Below are 15,923 nucleotides of genomic sequence, written 5' to 3' on the forward strand. Positions count from 1 at the left end.
CGCTTACCGCCAGCGTGAAAGAGATCGATGAGAGATCGATAAAGCGCTGCGCGCGCCTAAACCAGCCCGACCACGAGCGGACCCAGCAGCGTCAGCGCGACGTTGGCGATCGCATACGTGATCGCGAACGGCACCGTCGGCACCGCGCTTTCCGCCTTGTCGAGCACACCGCCGAAGGCCGGATTCGCGCTGCGCGAGCCCGACAGCGCACCGGCCAGAAGCGCCGCGTTGTTGTACTTCAGCACGTAGCGGCCGAACAGCATGGTCAGCAGCAGCGGGAACAATGTGACGAACACGCCGAGCAGGAAGATTGTCATGCCGCTCTGCTTGACCGTCACCACGGCTTGCAGGCCGGAGTTCAGACCCACCACCGCGACGAACGCCGCGAGACCGAAGTCCTTGAGCAACTGCGAAGCCGCCGACGGCATCACGCCGTACATGGGATGCTTGCCGCGCATCCAGCCGAACAGCAGGCCGGCCAGCAGGCAGCCGCCGCCCGAGCCGAGCGTGAGCGGAATGCCGCCCACGTTGACGACGATCAGCCCGATCAGCAAACCGAGCACGAGGCCCACGCCCATGTAGATGAAGTCGGTCTTGTTGGTGTTCGGCAATTCGTAGCCGGCGGCGTCGACGGCGCGCTTGGTGTCTTTCGGCGAGCCGTAGAACGTGATGACGTCGCCATGTTCCAGTTTGGTTTCCGGCAGGATCGGCAGCGGCTGACCGGCGCGCGAAATGTGCTGGATGTAGACGCCGTGGCGCAGGTCGCGGTCCACCACTTCGCGCGCGGCGGCGATCGTCGTGTGGTTCATGCCTTTGCGCGTGAACACGCCGTCGCGGGTCTGCATCACCACGCCGATATCGTCGACGTTGGCGATCTCGTTGCCGTTCGCGCCGAATGCAACAACGGCTTCGCGACGACCCACCACGAGCACTTCGTCGTTGAGCTGCAAGGTCAGATCGGGCGTTGGATCGACGGCCTTGCCGTCGCGTTTGATCTTCTCGACCGTCAACATGTCCTGGTGCAAGGTCTCGACCGCCTTGACGGTCTTGCCGGCGCTGACGTCGATCCGGTACGCGCGTCCTACCAGTTCAGGCAACGCACGAATCTGCCCCGCCGCGAGCGACGTCGACACCCCCGCCGACAACTCGCGCTCCGCGTCGATCGACGCCTCGCGCAAGCCCTGCCCCATGAACTTGGGCAGTATGTTCACGCAGACGATGATCGCGCCCAGCGAGCCGAACACGTAGGTCACCGCGTACGCGATCGCCACGTCCGACTGCAGCGATTTCACCTGATCGGCCGGCAAGCCGAGCCGCGCGATCGCATCGCCCGCCGTGCCGATAATCGCCGACTGCGTCAGCGCGCCGCCCGCGAGCCCGGCCGCGAGGCCCTTGTTCAGATGGAACAGCTTCGCGCACACCACCACGGTGATCAGCGCGGAAACGGCGAGGAACACCGCCATCGCGATTTCACGCAGCGTCTTGCGGTTCAGCGAGTTGAAGAAGCCCGGGCCGGAGTCGTAGCCCACCGCGTAGATGAACACGGCGAACATGACCGACTTCACGCCGTTGTCGATCGTCACGCCGAACTGGCTGATCACGACCGCCGCCAGCAGCGAACCACCCACTCCGCCCAACTGGAACTTGCCGAAGTTGATCTGCCCGATGAAGTAACCGGCTGCTAGCGATAAAAACAGCGCAATTTCGGGGGATTTCTGAAAAATGTGATGTAGCCAGTCCATCATGCCCTCGCTGGATAGTTTGAGATATTGAGTACTGGGTGCCGTCTGCCGGGGTGCTGCGGGCGGGAATGCCGCCTGTCGATGCGCGAAGCGGATCGTGTCGTGCCGCTCATGTCGTGTTACCTAACCGAGCTTGCCGGCGAGACCGACCACCACCGGCCCCATCAACGGCAACAGAATGTTCGAGAGTGCATAGGTGATCGTGTAGCCGATCACCGGCGTCGAGTTGCCGGTCACGCCGACCAGCGCGCTGATCGCGGGCGTGCTGCATTGCTGGCCGGCAATCGCGCCGAGCAGCATGGGGGCTTCGAGCTTGAGAAACGCACGGCCGATCCACAGCGACAGCAGCCCAGGCACCAGCACCATCAGAATGCCGGCCACCGGCAACGCGAGGCCGTATTCGCGCACCAGCTTGATGGCGTCCGGTCCCGCCGACAAACCAACCGCCGCGATGAAGGTGGCGAGGCCGAAGTCCTTGAGAATCTGCGCGGCCGCCGACGGCAGCGAGCCGATCAACGGATAGCGCGAGCGGATCCAGCCGAACAGCAAGCCGGACAGCAGGCAACCGCCGCCCGTGCCGAGCGCGATCGAGACGCCGCCGATCCGGCCGCCGAGGTGGCCGATCGCCATCCCCACCAGCACGCCCAGCGCGAGATAGACGAAGTCGGTTTTCTGCGTGGCGGCCAGCACGTAACCCAGGCGCCGCGCGCCGCGTTCGACGTCGGCCTTGGCGCCGACCAGCGTCAACACGTCGCCGCGATTCAACTCCGTGCCGGGCAACGCGGGCACCGTGGTTTCGAGCCGCGTAACTGCCGCGATGTAGACGCCGCGCGCCTGTTCCGGATCGGCCCGTTCCCGCACCTGCGCCACCGTCAGACCTTCCGCTTCGCGGCGTGTCAGCACCACGTCGATTTTTTCGGCGACGATCTGGTCGAAACCGCCGCTGTCGATTTCTTCGCCCAGACTCGCCGACGCCGTCACAATCGCTTCACGACGCCCGCCGATCAGGATCAGGTCATCGGCCAGCAAGACCAGTTTCGGTTCCACCGGCACTACCTCACCACCGCGCCGTAGTTGCTCGATAGTCAGGTTGTAGCCGTACTGCTGCTCGAACGCCACGACCGTCGTGCCGGCCGCCGCGCCGACGCGGAATGCGCGACCCACCAGCGCCGGCGCCGCCGCCCGCTGTCCTTCGCCGAACGCGCCGTCGCCGCCGAGCTTGCGCCACACGCGCTCGGCTTCCTCGCGCAAATTGACGCGCAGCAGCAGTGGCGCGAACTGGCTCGTGAACAGCACGATGGTGATCAGGCCGAACAGGTAGCTCACGCTGTACGCGGTCACGATATTGGCCTGCAGACGCAGCGTTTCCGCGTCGCCGAAACCGAGCTTGGCGATCGCCTCCGACGCCGTGCCGATCACCGCCGATTCGGTCGCCGCGCCGGCCAGCAGCCCGGCCGCCGTGCCCGCGTCGAGCCGCATCACGACCACCGCGATCAGGATCAGTATCAGCACCGAGACGATCTCGACCACCGACAACAAGCCATAGCGCCAGCCGCGTCCAATGTTGGCAAAGAACTGCGGCCCGCCGGTAAAGCCCAGCGCAAAGATGAACAGCGCAAACGCGATGTTCTTCAGATCGGGCGCCAGTCGCGCGCCCGTCTGTCCCAACAGCAAAGCAACGATCAACGTACCGCAGACGCCGCCGAGCTGTATCGGCCCAACACGAAATGAGCCAATGAAATATCCAATTGCCAGGCTTGCGAACAGCGCGATCTCCGGTTGAGACCTCAGCAAATCACTGATCATGTAGGCTCGCCGATTTACAGGTTTATTAGTAGGAGACTGAAAAACAATGGCTCAAAAAAAGTGCAAATAATTCGCTCAAACCGGGTACGGCTCAGCAATTACTCAACCGGCATAGCTGGCTGAATGACACTATTTATGGCAATGGGATGACGCGACATGCGTCCGGGAAGATTGCGGCGCTGCGGCGATGTTATGGAAAAGCGTTTGTGATAGCTCGACGGTCACACTGTCCTCGCGAAATCGCTCGATGCCTTAAAAAAGACACCGAATTCTGATGGCCGATTTTTTCTACTTTACTGCATGAATGAACATGCTTTTTTCAGACTGCTTTTTTAATAAATATTGTAATTCGTCACACCTGTCAATATTATTTTCAATCTTGACCGGACTGCCTTCGCAAAAGATGATCTTTAGCAAAGACTGAATGGCAATACGTACCGTGCGCGGTGGCGGCAACCGGGCCTTTATACTGGCTCATCCCCCTCGCGCGCGGCGAGACCGCCACGCCTGAATCCACCTTGCGGCCGGCATGCATTCCTTGGAGCCCGACATGCGCATGATCCTGTTCAGCAGCCGTCAGTACGACAGCGACACGTTCATCGAAGCCAACGGCAGGCATTGCTACGAACTGCACTTCCAGGAATCGCACCTCGACAGCGAAACCGCGATCCTTGCGCAGGGCTACGAGGTGGTGTGCCCGTTCGTCAACGACAAAGTCGACGCGGCCGTGCTCGAACGGCTGCATGCCGGCGGCACGCGCCTGATCGCGCTACGCTCGGCCGGCTTCAATCATGTCGACCTGGCCGCGGCCGAACGCCTCGGCATCACGGTCGCGCGCGTGCCGGCGTATTCGCCGCACGCGGTGGCCGAACATGCGGTCGGCCTGATTCTGGCGTTGAACCGGCGTCTGCCGCGCGCCGTCGCGCGGACTCGCGAGGGTGACTTTTCGCTGCACGGGCTGCTCGGTTTCGATCTGCACGGCAAGACCGTAGGCGTGATCGGCACGGGGACGATCGGCCGCGTGTTCGGACGGATCATGGCGGGCTTCGGCATGCAGGTGCTTGCGCACGATCCCGGCACGCCCGCCGAAGACCTGCTCGCGCTCGGTGCGCGCTATGTTCCGCTCGATACCTTGCTGGCGGAATCGGACGTGGTCAGCCTGCACTGTCCGTTGGTGCCGGACACCTACCATCTGATCGACGGCCACGCGCTCGCCAGGATGAAACGCGGCGCGATGCTGATCAACACCGGCCGCGGCGGCCTGGTCGAAAGCAATGCGCTGATCGGCGCGTTGAAGGACGGCCAGCTCGGCCACCTCGGTCTCGACGTGTATGAGGAAGAAGGCGGCCTGTTCTTCGAGGATCACTCGAATCTGCCGCTGCAGGACGACGTGCTCGCGCGTCTGCTGATGTTCCCGAACGTGATCGTCACCGCGCACCAGGCGTTCTTCACGCGTGAAGCGATGAGCGAGATCGCCCAGACCACGCTCGACAACGTCGCGGCCTGGGAGAGCGGCACGCCACGCAACGTGGTGCGGGCGACGGGTTAGGGATGAGCGGCGGGCGGGGGAACGACCTGGGGCGGCCCGCCTAGCGTCGTTGCGCGAATCGCGGTGCGGGCGTCGTCCGGCGCGCCACAGAGTTCGCGCAGCATGACCGCCTCGCGCTCATGCACTTCCACCGGAAACCAGCGCGCGCCGGCATCGGCCAGATAGCGCGCGCGATGCTGCCCGTTGCGAAACGACACCACGCCTTCGCGCTCCAATCCGACCAGGCCGAGCAACCCCGGCGCGCGACGCGTCGTGATCGTCACATAGGGCATCTGCGGAATCCGCGGGTTGTCCGGATCGAGAAACTCGCGAATGCCGCGCACCTTGCCGGCATGCCATTCGGCAACCGGCTTCAGCACGTAGTCGGTGTTGTCGCGATCCGCGCAGGCGAGCAGCTTGCGCACGTCGATCAGCACCACTTGATGCCGCGTGCCGTCGGTGACGAACACGCGTTTCAGGCGCACATGGTCGAACCACGAATGCTCGAGGAGCGGCACGATCCACACGGTTTCGGCGCAAGCCGGCGAGGCGGCTGACGAGGGATTGGACGAGGGCAAAGGCAGGCTCGATAAGCTAGCGAAAATCCGCCAGCGCGTTAAAAGAGCGCTAACGCTACGAGTCGACTGTGTAAGAAGCATGACAGACCACGGCATTAATCACACTGCATGCTCATGCTGCCAGGACACCTCGGCATGAACACACTTTAAAAGTACCCGCACACACGGGCAGACGCTGACCTCTATCGATGTAACGACTATAGCTAGGCAAAATTTCAATAGCTATGGACGCGTCGAAGTTAACCAGGATATCGGCGTCGCGGCACTCGTCCTTGAGTGGACCGCGCGCCGTATGCAGCAAAAAACAACAGCCGCCTGACGGCGCAGCAAGGGTGTTTTGACTTAGGTAGAATCCCCTACTGTTTGCCTCTTGTACGGCGCACGCGTTCTCGCCCCGAAAATGCGCGCCGGCCGCGCGACGCTTCCCGTCGCGCCGATTCACGCTCCGCCACCATGCCTTTACCCCTGCTCGCCCTTGCCGTTGCCGCTTTTGGAATCGGTACCACTGAATTCGTGATCATGGGCTTGCTGCCCGACGTGGCACGCGACCTGTCCGTCTCGATTCCGGCCGCCGGCATGCTGGTGTCGGCGTATGCGCTCGGCGTCACGATCGGTGCGCCGATCGTCGCGATCGCGGTGGCCAACATGCCGCGCAAGAAAGCGTTGATGAGTCTGATCGGCGTGTTCATCGTCGGCAACATGCTGTGCGCGATCGCGCCGGGTTATGCCGTGCTGATGGCCGCGCGTATCGTCACGGCGTTCTGCCATGGCGCGTTCTTCGGTATCGGCTCGGTGGTGGCCGCGGGTCTGGTCGCGCCGAATCGCCGCGCGCAAGCCATCGCGCTGATGTTCACCGGCCTCACGCTCGCCAACGTGCTCGGCGTGCCGCTCGGCACCGCGCTCGGCCAGGCCGTGGGCTGGCGCGCAACCTTCTGGGCGGTGACCGGTATCGGCATCGTCGCGGCGGCTGCGCTCGCCGTCTGCCTGCCGGCCAAGATCGAGATGCAGAAGGCCAGCCTCATCCACGAATTCAGCGTGCTGAAGAATCCGCAGGTGCTGATGGTGCTCGGCATCAGCGTGCTCGCGTCGGCCAGCCTGTTTTCGACCTTCACCTACATCACCCCGATCCTCGAAGACGTGACCGGCTTCACGCCGCATGCGGTCACGCTCGTGCTGCTGCTGTTCGGCCTCGGCCTGACCGTGGGCAGCACGCTCGGCGGCAAGCTCGCCGACTGGCGGCTGTTGCCGTCGCTGGTGGCGTTCCTGCTGGCGATCGTCGTGATCCTCACGATCTTCGCGGGCACGATGCACGCGCAGATTCCGGCGATGATCACGATCTTCGTCTGGGGCATTCTGGCCTTCGCGATCGTGCCGCCGTTGCAAATGCTGATCGTCGACCGCGCAAGCCATGCGCCGAATCTGGCCTCGACCTTGAATCAAGGCGCGTTCAACCTCGGCAATGCCACGGGCGCCTGGCTCGGCGGCATGGCGATCGGTGCGGGTGCGCCGCTCACCACGCTGCCGTGGGTCGGCGTGGCGACCTCGATCGGTGCGCTGGTGCTGACGCTGTGGTCGGTGTCGATCGACCGTCGCACCCAGCGCATGATGGCCGCGGGATAGTCGCCGCGTTGCGTGCTAATGACCCGCGGCCGTAGTAGCATCTCGGCCGATGAAAGTCATCTTCACTCGCGATTTCCTCGCGCTCATTCTTAGCGTTGCCGTAGTCGGGCTCGGCAGCGGCGCGACTCTTCCGCTCACCGCGCTCGCGCTGACGCAAGCCGGCTATGGCACCGACGTGGTCGGCCTGCTGACCGCCGCGCAAGCGGGCGGCGGCCTCTTCATCGTGCCGTTCGCCGGTTGGATCGCGGCGCGCTTCGGCGGCCGGCAGGTGATCGTCGGCGCGGTGCTGGTGGTGGCGATCGCCACCGCGCTGATGCAACTCACCGCGAACCTGTGGCTCTGGGCACTGTTGCGCGTGCTCTGCGGCGCCGCGCTGATGCTGCTCTTCACGATCGGCGAAGCCTGGGTCAACCAGCTCGCCGACGACGCCACCCGCGGCCGCGTCGTCGCGATCTACGCCACCAATTTCACGCTGTTCCAGATGTCGGGGCCGGTGCTGGTGAGTCAGATCGCCGACCTCATGCATTCGCGCTTCCTGATCTGCGGCGCGCTCTTTTTGCTGGCGCTGCCGATGCTCGCCACCATCCGCACCACACCGCACGCCGCCGACGACGAACACGCCGCGCACGGCAGTTGGCGTCACGTTTTGCCGCAGATGCCGGCGCTCGTGGTCGGCACGGGTTTTTTCGCGCTGTTCGACACGATCGCGCTGTCGCTGCTGCCGCTCTTCGCGATGTCGCACGGCATGACGAGCGAAGTCGCCGTGTTGTCGGCGTCGGCTTTGCTGCTCGGCGACACGACGATGCAGTTTCCGATCGGCTGGCTCGCGGACCGGCTGGGCCGCGAACGGGTGCATATCGGTTGCGGCGTGATCGTCGTGCTGCTGTTGCCGCTGCTGCCGTGGGCGATCACCTCGCCGTGGCTATGCTGGCCGTTGCTGTATGTGCTCGGCGCGGCGGCGGGTGCGATCTACACGTTGTCGCTGGTGGCTTGCGGCGAACGCTTTCGCGGCGTCGCGCTGGTGTCGGCGAGTTCGCTGGTGGGCGCGTCGTGGAGCGCGGCCAGTTTCGGTGGGCCGCTCGTGGCCGGTGCATTGATGAAGGGCGTCGGCAACGACGCGATGGTCGGCGTGCTGCTCGTGGCGGCACTCGCGTTTCTGGCGGCTGTCTGGTGGGAACGGCGACGGGCGCCGATGCGGGCAGTGGGGTAACGCGCGCCGCGCGGCGGGTGACGTCATGATGCGCTTGCGCACGTTAGAAATAAAAAAGCCGGCGTAATCCGCCGGCTTTGCACCTTGTGCCGTGACGTTACTCGTGACGTTACGACTGCGCCGGCAAAATCTCCCCGGCGCACACGCCGAACCCCACCCGATAACCGTCACCCTGGCACCAGCCTGCCAACGTCAGTTCATCGCCGTCTTCGATAAAACTGCGCGTGCCTCCCTGCTGCAACTCCACCGGCTTCTTGCCGTTCCACGTCAGTTCCAGCAGGCTGCCGAACGAATCCTCGCTCGGTCCGCTGATCGTGCCCGAACCCATCAGATCGCCCACCCGCGTATTGCAGCCCGACACGGTGTGATGCGCGAGTTGCTGCGCCATCGTCCAGTACATGTGCCTGAAATTGGTCCGCGTGATCGTGCTCGCCTGCGTGGCCTGCTGCGGACGCAACGTCACTTCCAGATGGATATCGAAAGCGTGCGCGCCGTCGTGACGCAGATAAGCGAGCGGCTGCGGCTCCTGCACCGGTTGCGCGACGCGGAACGGTTCGAGCGCGTCGAGCGTGACGATCCACGGCGAGATCGTGGTCGCGAAGGTCTTCGCGTTGAACGGGCCGAGCGGCACGTATTCCCATTGCTGAATGTCGCGTGCGCTCCAGTCGTTCAGCAACACCATGCCGAAGATATTCGCTTCGGCATCCGCGCAGGCCACCGGCTCGCCCAGCGCATTGCCCGCGCCGATCACGAAACCCGTTTCCAGTTCGATATCCAGTTTTCGGCACGCACCGAACACCGGACGCTCCTGATCCGGCAACTTCAGTTGACCGTTCGGCCGACGTACCGGCGTCCCGCTCACCACCACCGACGACGCGCGTCCGTTGTAGCCGATCGGCATTTCCGACCAGTTCGGCAGCAACGCATTCTTCGGATCGCGGAACATCGAGCCGACATTCGTCGCATGTTCTTTCGACGAATAGAAATCGGTGTAGCCCGGAATCTGCACCGGCAGATGCAATTGCGCGTCGGCCTGACGCACGAGCGCCTTCGCGCGCAGTGCGCTGTCGTCGCGCAAGGTGGCGGTGTCACGCCCCAGCAGATCGCTTAGCTGGACGCGGACGCTGCGCCACGCGTCGCGGCCCAGCGCGATGAAATTGTTCAACGTCTCGCGTGCAAACACGTCGGCTTTCGACGACACCTTAAGCAAACCCGCCGCCTGCAACGCGGCCAGATCGACGATCTGGTCGCCGATCGCCACGCCCACGCGCCGCGCCGCGTTCAGCCCATCACGCTTGTCGCTAAACACGCCGAACGGCAGATTCTGAATCGAAAAATCGCTGGTCGAATCGTTGGCCGATTCGACCCAGCTCTTACGCGACGGATCGAGCGTCGCCTGAAGATCGCTCAATGCGTTCATCGTTGCTCCGGGTTGAAATGTTTCTTGAGGCCTTGCCAGCACTCGTAGTAATGCGCCTGCAATTGCGAGGTGTCGAGCGCGAAACGGGTCGGCTTGAGCAGCGTGCGCGTTTCGAACATGAAGGCCATCGTGTCGCCCACTTTGTGCGGCTTCGACGTATCGCTATGCGAGGCTTTTTCGAACGTGTCCGCGTCCGGGCCGTGACCCGTCATGCAGTTGTGCAGACTCCCGCCGCCGGGCACGAAGCCTTCGGCCTTGGCGTCGTACACGCCATGCACGAGGCCCATGAATTCGCTCGCCACATTGCGATGGAACCAGGGCGGGCGGAACGTATCTTCCGCGGCGAGCCAGCGCGGCGGGAAGATCACGAAGTCGATCGTATCGACGCCCGGCGTGTCGCTTTGCGATTGCAACACCAGGAAAATCGACGGGTCCGGATGGTCGAAGCTGATCGAGCCGATCGTGTTGAAGCGGCGCAGATCGTACTTGTACGGCGCGTAATTGCCGTGCCATGCCACCACGTCGAGCGGCGAATGGCCGATGTCCGCGCGCCACAGATTGCCGTTCATCTTGGCAACGAGTTCGAAGTCGCCTTCGCGGTCTTCGTAGGCCGCGTGCGGCGTGAGGAAATCGCGCGGATTCGCGAGACCGTTCGAGCCGATCGGGCCGAGATCCGGCAAGCGCAGCAGCGCGCCGAAGTTCTCGCAGATATAGCCGCGTGCGGTGCCGTCCGGCAGGCTCACCGCGAAGCGCACACCGCGCGGAATCACCGCGATTTCGAACGGCTCGACGTCGAGCCGGCCCATTTCGGTCGCGATGTGGAGACGCCCTTCCTGCGGCACGATCAGCAGTTCGCCGTCGGCGCTGTAAAAGAAACGGTCCTGCATCGAGCGGTTCGCGGCGTACAGGTGAATCGCGCAACCGCTCATCGATTCTGCGGCGCCATTGCCCGCCATCGTCACCCAACCGTCGATGAAATCGGTCGGCTCCGTCGGCATCGGCAACGCGTCCCAACGCAGTTGATTGGGCGGCGTCGGCGGGACTTCGGCGAAGTTGGCGACGAGCCGTTCCGAAGGCAGCAACGTGAACGGCATATGCACAGCCGCCGGCCGGATCCGGTACGTCCACGTGCGGCGGTTGTGGCCGCGCGGCGCGGTGAACGCGGTGCCCGACAGTTGCTCGGCGTACAAACCGTAGGCTGCGCGCTGCGGCGAATTGCGGCCTTCGGGCAACGCGCCCGGCAGCGCCTCGGTGGCGAATTCATTGCCGAAGCCCGACTGATAACCCGGCTCGATCTCGAGCCGCGAGCGCGCGGTATTCGGCTGACGTGTTGCGGTGTCCATGCAAGGTTCTCCGTTGATACTCGTTCGTTTCATCTCACGCGGTCTGCGGCTCGGACGGGCGGCCGCGTTGCCGGGTCGCCGCGGCGAGCGCGATCACCAGCAGCGCGGAACACAGCACCGGCAAAGCCGCCGCGTGGAACAGCGACGCGTTCGACCAGTTCATCGCGATCAGTTGGCCGCCGACCAGCGGCCCGATCACCGAGCCGATCCGGCCGATGCCGAGACTCCAGCCGATGCCCGTCGAACGCAACGTGGTCGGATAGAAATGACCGGCCAGCGCGTTGACCGCCGGTTGTCCGCCGACCACGCAGAAGCCGCCCGCGAACACCACGATCAGCAGCCACGGCAGCGCATGCGCGACCGTGCCGATGGTGCCGACCGCGAGCGCCGCGCCGGCAAAACACACAAACAGCACACGCACGAAGCCGAACCGTTCGATAAACCAGCCGAGCAGCAAGGTGCCGACCACGCCGCCCGTCTGCAACACCGTGCCGACGATCACCGCGGTGGACGGCGAATACCCGGCGTCGCGCATCACGGTGGGCAGCCAGTTCGACAGGAAGTACAAGTCGATCAGGTTCATGAAACTGATCGCCCACAGAATCAGCGTGACCGGCGTGCGGCCCGCGCGGAACAGTTCCGCGACCGGCGCGCCGCCGGTGCCCTTCTCACGCACGACGACGCGGGTGTTGGCATCGATCGTCAGCGTCGGATCGAATTTCGCGAGCCAGCGCAGCGCGCGTTCGCTGTGTCCCTTGATAACGAGGAATTGCAGCGATTCCGGCAACGCGGCGAGCATCGCGAACGCGAGCAGCAGCGGCACCGTGCCGCCGACCCAGAACACCGCGCGCCAGCCGTAGGCCGGAATCAGCGCGGCGCTGACGAAGCCGCCGAGCGCCGCGCCCAGCGTGAAGCCGCACGACACCAGCATCATGCGCTTGACGCGATGCGCGGGCGACGCGAACTCGCCGACCAGCGCCATTGCGTTCGGCATGATGCAGCCGAGCCCGAGGCCGGTGATGAAGCGCAGCGCGATCAACGCGGGAATCGTCGAGACGAACGGTGTGGCCAGCATCGACACGGCGAAGAAAAACGTCGCGCCGATCAGCACCGGCCGACGGCCGATCCGGTCCGCCAGCACCGACAAGCCCAGCGCGCCGAGCAGCATGCCGAACAGGCTGGCGCTGAACACCGGGCCGAGCGCGGCCTTCGACACATGCCATTCGCCGATCACGCTAGGCGCGACATAGCCCATGGCCTGCGCGTCGAAGCCGTCGATCACGAGACACAGCCCGCACAACGCGAGCAGCATCCATTGAAAGGCCGGGTGATGCGTTTCGCCGAGCACGCGCTCGACTTCGATCACGTTGGCGGCGGCTGGAGCCGGGTTGGAACTCATTCGGGTGTCCCCTCATCCTGATGGATTGTCTGGTGGCCGCATGGATGGCAACGGTGACGATGATCTGTGCAGACGCGATCGTCGTCACTGCCCACACGGCAATTTACGTATAGTAAAACGAATTACGGATGGTGAAATTAACGTATACCCTGAAGCTCAGCCCGAATACGGCCGCCAGCCCCGGCGCACAAGCGTTCGGCGGATAACGTTATGAGCATTTTGTTCATGTGGGCGCGGGCCGGGCTGCTACCATCATTGGATGCGGCAACCGCGTCGCGTTGCCCGGCGCCGAGCGCGCCTCTTTTGCCATCCATTCGCCTACATGATTCCGCCGACCATCCCCAACCTCATCGCCCGCGCCGCCGAACACCCGTTTCTTGGCGAATACCTGGCGATGGGACACGGCGAGCACAGCGACATCGCGCTCGCCCGGTTCGACGGGCACGAGCTGGCGAGCAGTTACGAGCCGATCTTCGACATCAGCGTGCATTCGCTGGCGCAGTCGCTCACGTCCGGCGCCGAGGGTGTGGACCGGTTCGGCGACGAACTCGGCTTTCAGGCCGTCACGCAGCGGCTCGACGCGCCACCGCTCGAGGTGTTCGACCCGTTCGACCGGATCGCCGACGACCAGCAGCTCGTGGCGCTCGACCGTATGTCGCGGGCGCTGCATGCGATCAATTTCTTTGGCGCGCAGCGGCACGGGTTGCTGTTTCTGCGCGTGCACGAGCGTCTGCTGAAGAGCGTGAAGTACGACCACGGCCGGCATTTTTCGACGGTGCTGGTGTCGTTCGGGCTGAACCCGTCGCGGGTGGTGATCGAGTTGCCGGCGGCGGCCGTCGCGCACAAGACGTTTCTCGGTTATCTGACCACGAGCTATCAGCGCTACGGCTTCAAGGTGGCGGGCAATCTGTCGAACGCGGGGCAGATTCTGTCGGTGTCGGAGACCGCGCGGCTCGACTTCATCAAGATGGATGCCGGCATCGCGTTGCGCGATGCGACGGTGAAACCGCTAGTGGGTTACGCGAGCCGCCTGCGGATTCCGCTGATCTTCAACCGCGTGGTGGATGAAGCGCAGTTCGTCGCGCTCCAGCAGTACGACGTGCGCTTCGTGCAAGGGCCATTGTTCAACGCGCATTATCACGATCGGGCGGTTTGAGCGGGGCGGCTAGTGTTTCGACGCGCTTTAGCCCGTATCGCCCAGACGCCGCGCGAGCGCTTTCAAGCGCGGCCCGACGTTCTCACGAAACACCGCCTCGCCCATCGACGACGCCGGCCCGCTGCAACTGAGCACCAGCCAGCGCCCTTCGCGCGGCTCGCGAAACGGCACCGCGACCGCGTTCACGTCGTCGTGCCACGCTCGGAATGAATAGCAGCAGCGTTCCGCGGCGAACGCGGCAATTTCCGTTTCGGCGTCGGCGACTAAAGCCGGTCCTTCCTTTCCCGCCGCCTTCTTTAGTTCGGTCAGCAGCGCGGCGCGCACGTCGGCCGGTAGCACGGCCAGATAAGCGCGGCCCATCGAGCTCGTGAGCATCGACAGTTTCGAGCCGGACGCCAGCCCGAGCGTCAGCGCGGTTTCGCTGCGGATCGTCTCCAGATAAATCATGTCGAGCCCGTCACGACAACCGAGCGACACCGCCGCGCCGACTTCGCGAGCGAAAGTGCGCATATGCGGACGCGCGAGTTCCAGCGTGTCGGTGCCCGAAAGCAGCGCGAAACCGAGCGACAACACACCGGCATCGAGCGCATATTTACCCAGCGTTTCGTCGAGCCGCAGATAGCCGAGCACCGTCAGCGTATAGGCGAGACGGTTGACCGTCGCCTTCGGCAGACCCGTGCGTTCGACGAAATCGCGATTGCCGAGCATGGTTTCGCCCGGTTTGAACGCGCGCAGCAAATCCAGCCCGCGTGCGAGGGCGACGACGAATTTACGCTCGTCGAGCGGATCGGACAGAGTAGATGTGGGCGGCATGGGGTGATACACTCGGTCGTGGTTTGCAAAACATTGTTTCGCATAGCGGAACTTAAGTCAAGCCCGAGGATGTAGCTCAGACACGTTTCAGTCCAGAAGGAATCAGGAGATAAATCATGGCCGAGGCCGCGCAGTTTCACTGGGAAGACCCGTTGCTGCTGGATCAGCAGCTCACCGAAGACGAACGCATGGTGCGCGACGCCGCCGCGGCCTACGCGCAGGACAAGCTGCAACCGCGCGTGCTCGAGGCCTTCCGTCATGAGAAGACCGACATCGAGATTTTTCGCGAAATGGGCGAACTCGGCCTGCTCGGTCCGACGATTCCTGAGCAATACGGTGGCCCCGGGCTGAACTACGTGGCGTACGGCTTGATTGCGCGCGAGGTGGAGCGCGTCGATTCCGGCTATCGGTCGATGATGTCGGTGCAGTCGTCGCTCGTCATCGTACCGATTTATGAATTCGGCTCGGAAGCGCAAAAGCAGAAGTACCTGCCGAAGCTCGTTACCGGCGAATGGATCGGCTGCTTCGGCTTGACCGAGCCGAATCACGGCTCCGATCCGGGCAGCATGATCACGCGCGCGAAGAAGGTGGACGGCGGCTACTCGCTGTCGGGCGCGAAAATGTGGATCACCAATTCGCCGATCGCCGACGTGTTCGTCGTGTGGGCGAAGCTGGAGGAGAACGGCAAGGATTCGATCCGCGGCTTCGTTCTCGAGAAGGGCTGGAAGGGGCTGTCGACACCGACTATTCACAGCAAGGTCGGTTTGCGGGCGTCGATCACCGGCGAAATCGTGATGGACGAAGTGTTCGTGCCGGAAGAGAACCGTTTCCCGGAAGTCAGCGGCTTGCGCGGTCCGTTCACGTGCCTGAACTCGGCGCGCTACGGCATTGCGTGGGGTGCGCTCGGCGCGGCGGAAGCCTGCTGGCACACTGCGCGTCAGTACGTGCTGGACCGCAAGCAGTTCGGCCGGCCGCTCGCCGCGAATCAGCTGATCCAGAAGAAGCTCGCCGACATGCAGACCGAAATCACGCTCGGTTTGCAAGGCGTGCTACGCCTCGGTCGCATGAAGGACGAAGGCACTGCGGCGGTCGAGATCACGTCGATCATGAAGCGCAATTCGTGCGGCAAGGCGCTGGATATCGCGCGGCTCGCGCGTGACATGCTCGGCGGCAACGGTATTTCGGACGAGTTCGGGATTGCGCGGCATCTGGTGAATCTGGAGGTCGTGAATACCTACGAAGGGACGCACGATATTCACGCGCTGATTCTGGGCCGTGCGCAGACGGGAATTCAGGCGTTTTTCTGAT

12 protein-coding genes are annotated in these 15,923 nt (G+C 64.0%); 5 read left to right on the forward strand and 7 right to left on the reverse strand.

The genetic code is table 11. From position 1 onward, the window contains the following. Positions 1-56: 56 nt before the first annotated feature. Together aspT (FA94_RS15935) and aspT (FA94_RS15940) are read right to left on the reverse strand one after the other, a co-directional pair. Entirely contained in the window at positions 57-1,742 is a 1,686-nt protein-coding gene (gene aspT / locus FA94_RS15935; protein WP_035552866.1) for an aspartate-alanine antiporter, read from the reverse strand. Positions 1,743-1,865: 123 nt separating this feature from the next. Beyond that, on the reverse strand, positions 1,866-3,548 hold the full coding sequence (gene aspT / locus FA94_RS15940; protein ID WP_035552869.1) for an aspartate-alanine antiporter: 1,683 nt from the start codon (positions 3,546-3,548) through the stop codon (positions 1,866-1,868). A gap of 550 nt (positions 3,549-4,098) precedes the next feature. Between aspT (FA94_RS15940) and FA94_RS15945 the strand changes: the two genes are divergently transcribed. Further along, entirely contained in the window at positions 4,099-5,097 is a 999-nt protein-coding gene (locus FA94_RS15945) for a 2-hydroxyacid dehydrogenase (protein WP_035552870.1), read from the forward strand. Here the strand turns inward: FA94_RS15945 and FA94_RS15950 are convergent. Continuing rightward, positions 5,094-5,735: a plasmid fertility inhibition factor family protein gene (locus FA94_RS15950; protein WP_051980595.1), complete on the reverse strand. Its 642-nt coding sequence runs from the start codon at positions 5,733-5,735 to the stop codon at positions 5,094-5,096. The genes FA94_RS15945 and FA94_RS15950 overlap by 4 nt on opposite strands. Before the next feature lie 372 nt (positions 5,736-6,107). Here FA94_RS15950 and FA94_RS15955 point away from each other — a divergent pair, with 372 nt between their 5' ends. Then, on the forward strand, positions 6,108-7,274 hold the full coding sequence (locus FA94_RS15955; protein WP_035552872.1) for an MFS transporter: 1,167 nt from the start codon (positions 6,108-6,110) through the stop codon (positions 7,272-7,274). A gap of 49 nt (positions 7,275-7,323) precedes the next feature. Then, positions 7,324-8,484, forward strand: coding sequence for an MFS transporter (locus tag FA94_RS15960; protein WP_035552875.1), 1,161 nt, complete (start codon positions 7,324-7,326; stop codon positions 8,482-8,484). A gap of 109 nt (positions 8,485-8,593) precedes the next feature. Here FA94_RS15960 and fahA read toward each other — a convergent pair whose 3' ends face one another. From fahA to FA94_RS15975, 3 genes are read right to left on the reverse strand one after another with little or no spacing between them, the layout of a single operon-like run. After that, positions 8,594-9,904 (reverse strand): fumarylacetoacetase, encoded by a 1,311-nt coding sequence (gene fahA / locus FA94_RS15965; protein WP_035552877.1) that lies wholly within the window; start codon positions 9,902-9,904, stop codon positions 8,594-8,596. Then, positions 9,901-11,247 carry a homogentisate 1,2-dioxygenase gene (gene hmgA, locus FA94_RS15970; RefSeq protein WP_035552879.1) on the reverse strand — a complete coding sequence of 449 codons (1,347 nt, stop codon included), beginning with the start codon at positions 11,245-11,247 and terminating at the stop codon, positions 9,901-9,903. The genes fahA and hmgA overlap by 4 nt, the downstream gene beginning before the upstream one ends. 34 nt (positions 11,248-11,281) lie before the next feature. After that, the gene (locus FA94_RS15975) at positions 11,282-12,646 is read right to left on the reverse strand and encodes an MFS transporter (RefSeq protein ID WP_035552882.1); all 1,365 of its coding nucleotides are present in this window, start codon (positions 12,644-12,646) and stop codon (positions 11,282-11,284) included. Between the two features lie 322 nt (positions 12,647-12,968). Between FA94_RS15975 and FA94_RS15980 the strand changes: the two genes are divergently transcribed. Next, positions 12,969-13,802, forward strand: a complete 834-nt coding sequence (locus tag FA94_RS15980) for an EAL domain-containing protein (RefSeq protein WP_035552884.1) — start codon at positions 12,969-12,971, stop codon at positions 13,800-13,802. 27 nt (positions 13,803-13,829) lie between these two features. Here FA94_RS15980 and FA94_RS15985 read toward each other — a convergent pair whose 3' ends face one another. Beyond that, positions 13,830-14,615, reverse strand: a complete 786-nt coding sequence (locus tag FA94_RS15985) for an IclR family transcriptional regulator (RefSeq protein WP_035552886.1) — start codon at positions 14,613-14,615, stop codon at positions 13,830-13,832. A 116-nt stretch (positions 14,616-14,731) separates the two neighbouring features. Between FA94_RS15985 and FA94_RS15990 the strand changes: the two genes are divergently transcribed. Next, positions 14,732-15,922: an acyl-CoA dehydrogenase gene (locus FA94_RS15990; protein WP_035552889.1), complete on the forward strand. Its 1,191-nt coding sequence runs from the start codon at positions 14,732-14,734 to the stop codon at positions 15,920-15,922. Position 15,923: the final 1 nt, after the last annotated feature.

Source organism: Burkholderia sp. 9120, assembly GCF_000745015.1.
Taxonomy (GTDB): domain Bacteria; phylum Pseudomonadota; class Gammaproteobacteria; order Burkholderiales; family Burkholderiaceae; genus Paraburkholderia.

What these genes read in the sequence shown, in the direction of transcription:
- aspT (WP_035552866.1), bottom strand. Translation starts at nt 1,742, where the DNA reads ATGGACTGGCTACATCACATTTTTCAGAAATCCCCCGAAATTGCGCTG.
- aspT (WP_035552869.1), bottom strand. Translation starts at nt 3,548, where the DNA reads ATGATCAGTGATTTGCTGAGGTCTCAACCGGAGATCGCGCTGTTCGCA.
- FA94_RS15945 (WP_035552870.1), top strand. Translation starts at nt 4,099, where the DNA reads ATGCGCATGATCCTGTTCAGCAGCCGTCAGTACGACAGCGACACGTTC.
- FA94_RS15950 (WP_051980595.1), bottom strand. Translation starts at nt 5,735, where the DNA reads ATGCTTCTTACACAGTCGACTCGTAGCGTTAGCGCTCTTTTAACGCGC.
- FA94_RS15955 (WP_035552872.1), top strand. Translation starts at nt 6,108, where the DNA reads ATGCCTTTACCCCTGCTCGCCCTTGCCGTTGCCGCTTTTGGAATCGGT.
- FA94_RS15960 (WP_035552875.1), top strand. Translation starts at nt 7,324, where the DNA reads ATGAAAGTCATCTTCACTCGCGATTTCCTCGCGCTCATTCTTAGCGTT.
- fahA (WP_035552877.1), bottom strand. Translation starts at nt 9,904, where the DNA reads ATGAACGCATTGAGCGATCTTCAGGCGACGCTCGATCCGTCGCGTAAG.
- hmgA (WP_035552879.1), bottom strand. Translation starts at nt 11,247, where the DNA reads ATGGACACCGCAACACGTCAGCCGAATACCGCGCGCTCGCGGCTCGAG.
- FA94_RS15975 (WP_035552882.1), bottom strand. Translation starts at nt 12,646, where the DNA reads ATGAGTTCCAACCCGGCTCCAGCCGCCGCCAACGTGATCGAAGTCGAG.
- FA94_RS15980 (WP_035552884.1), top strand. Translation starts at nt 12,969, where the DNA reads ATGATTCCGCCGACCATCCCCAACCTCATCGCCCGCGCCGCCGAACAC.
- FA94_RS15985 (WP_035552886.1), bottom strand. Translation starts at nt 14,615, where the DNA reads ATGCCGCCCACATCTACTCTGTCCGATCCGCTCGACGAGCGTAAATTC.
- FA94_RS15990 (WP_035552889.1), top strand. Translation starts at nt 14,732, where the DNA reads ATGGCCGAGGCCGCGCAGTTTCACTGGGAAGACCCGTTGCTGCTGGAT.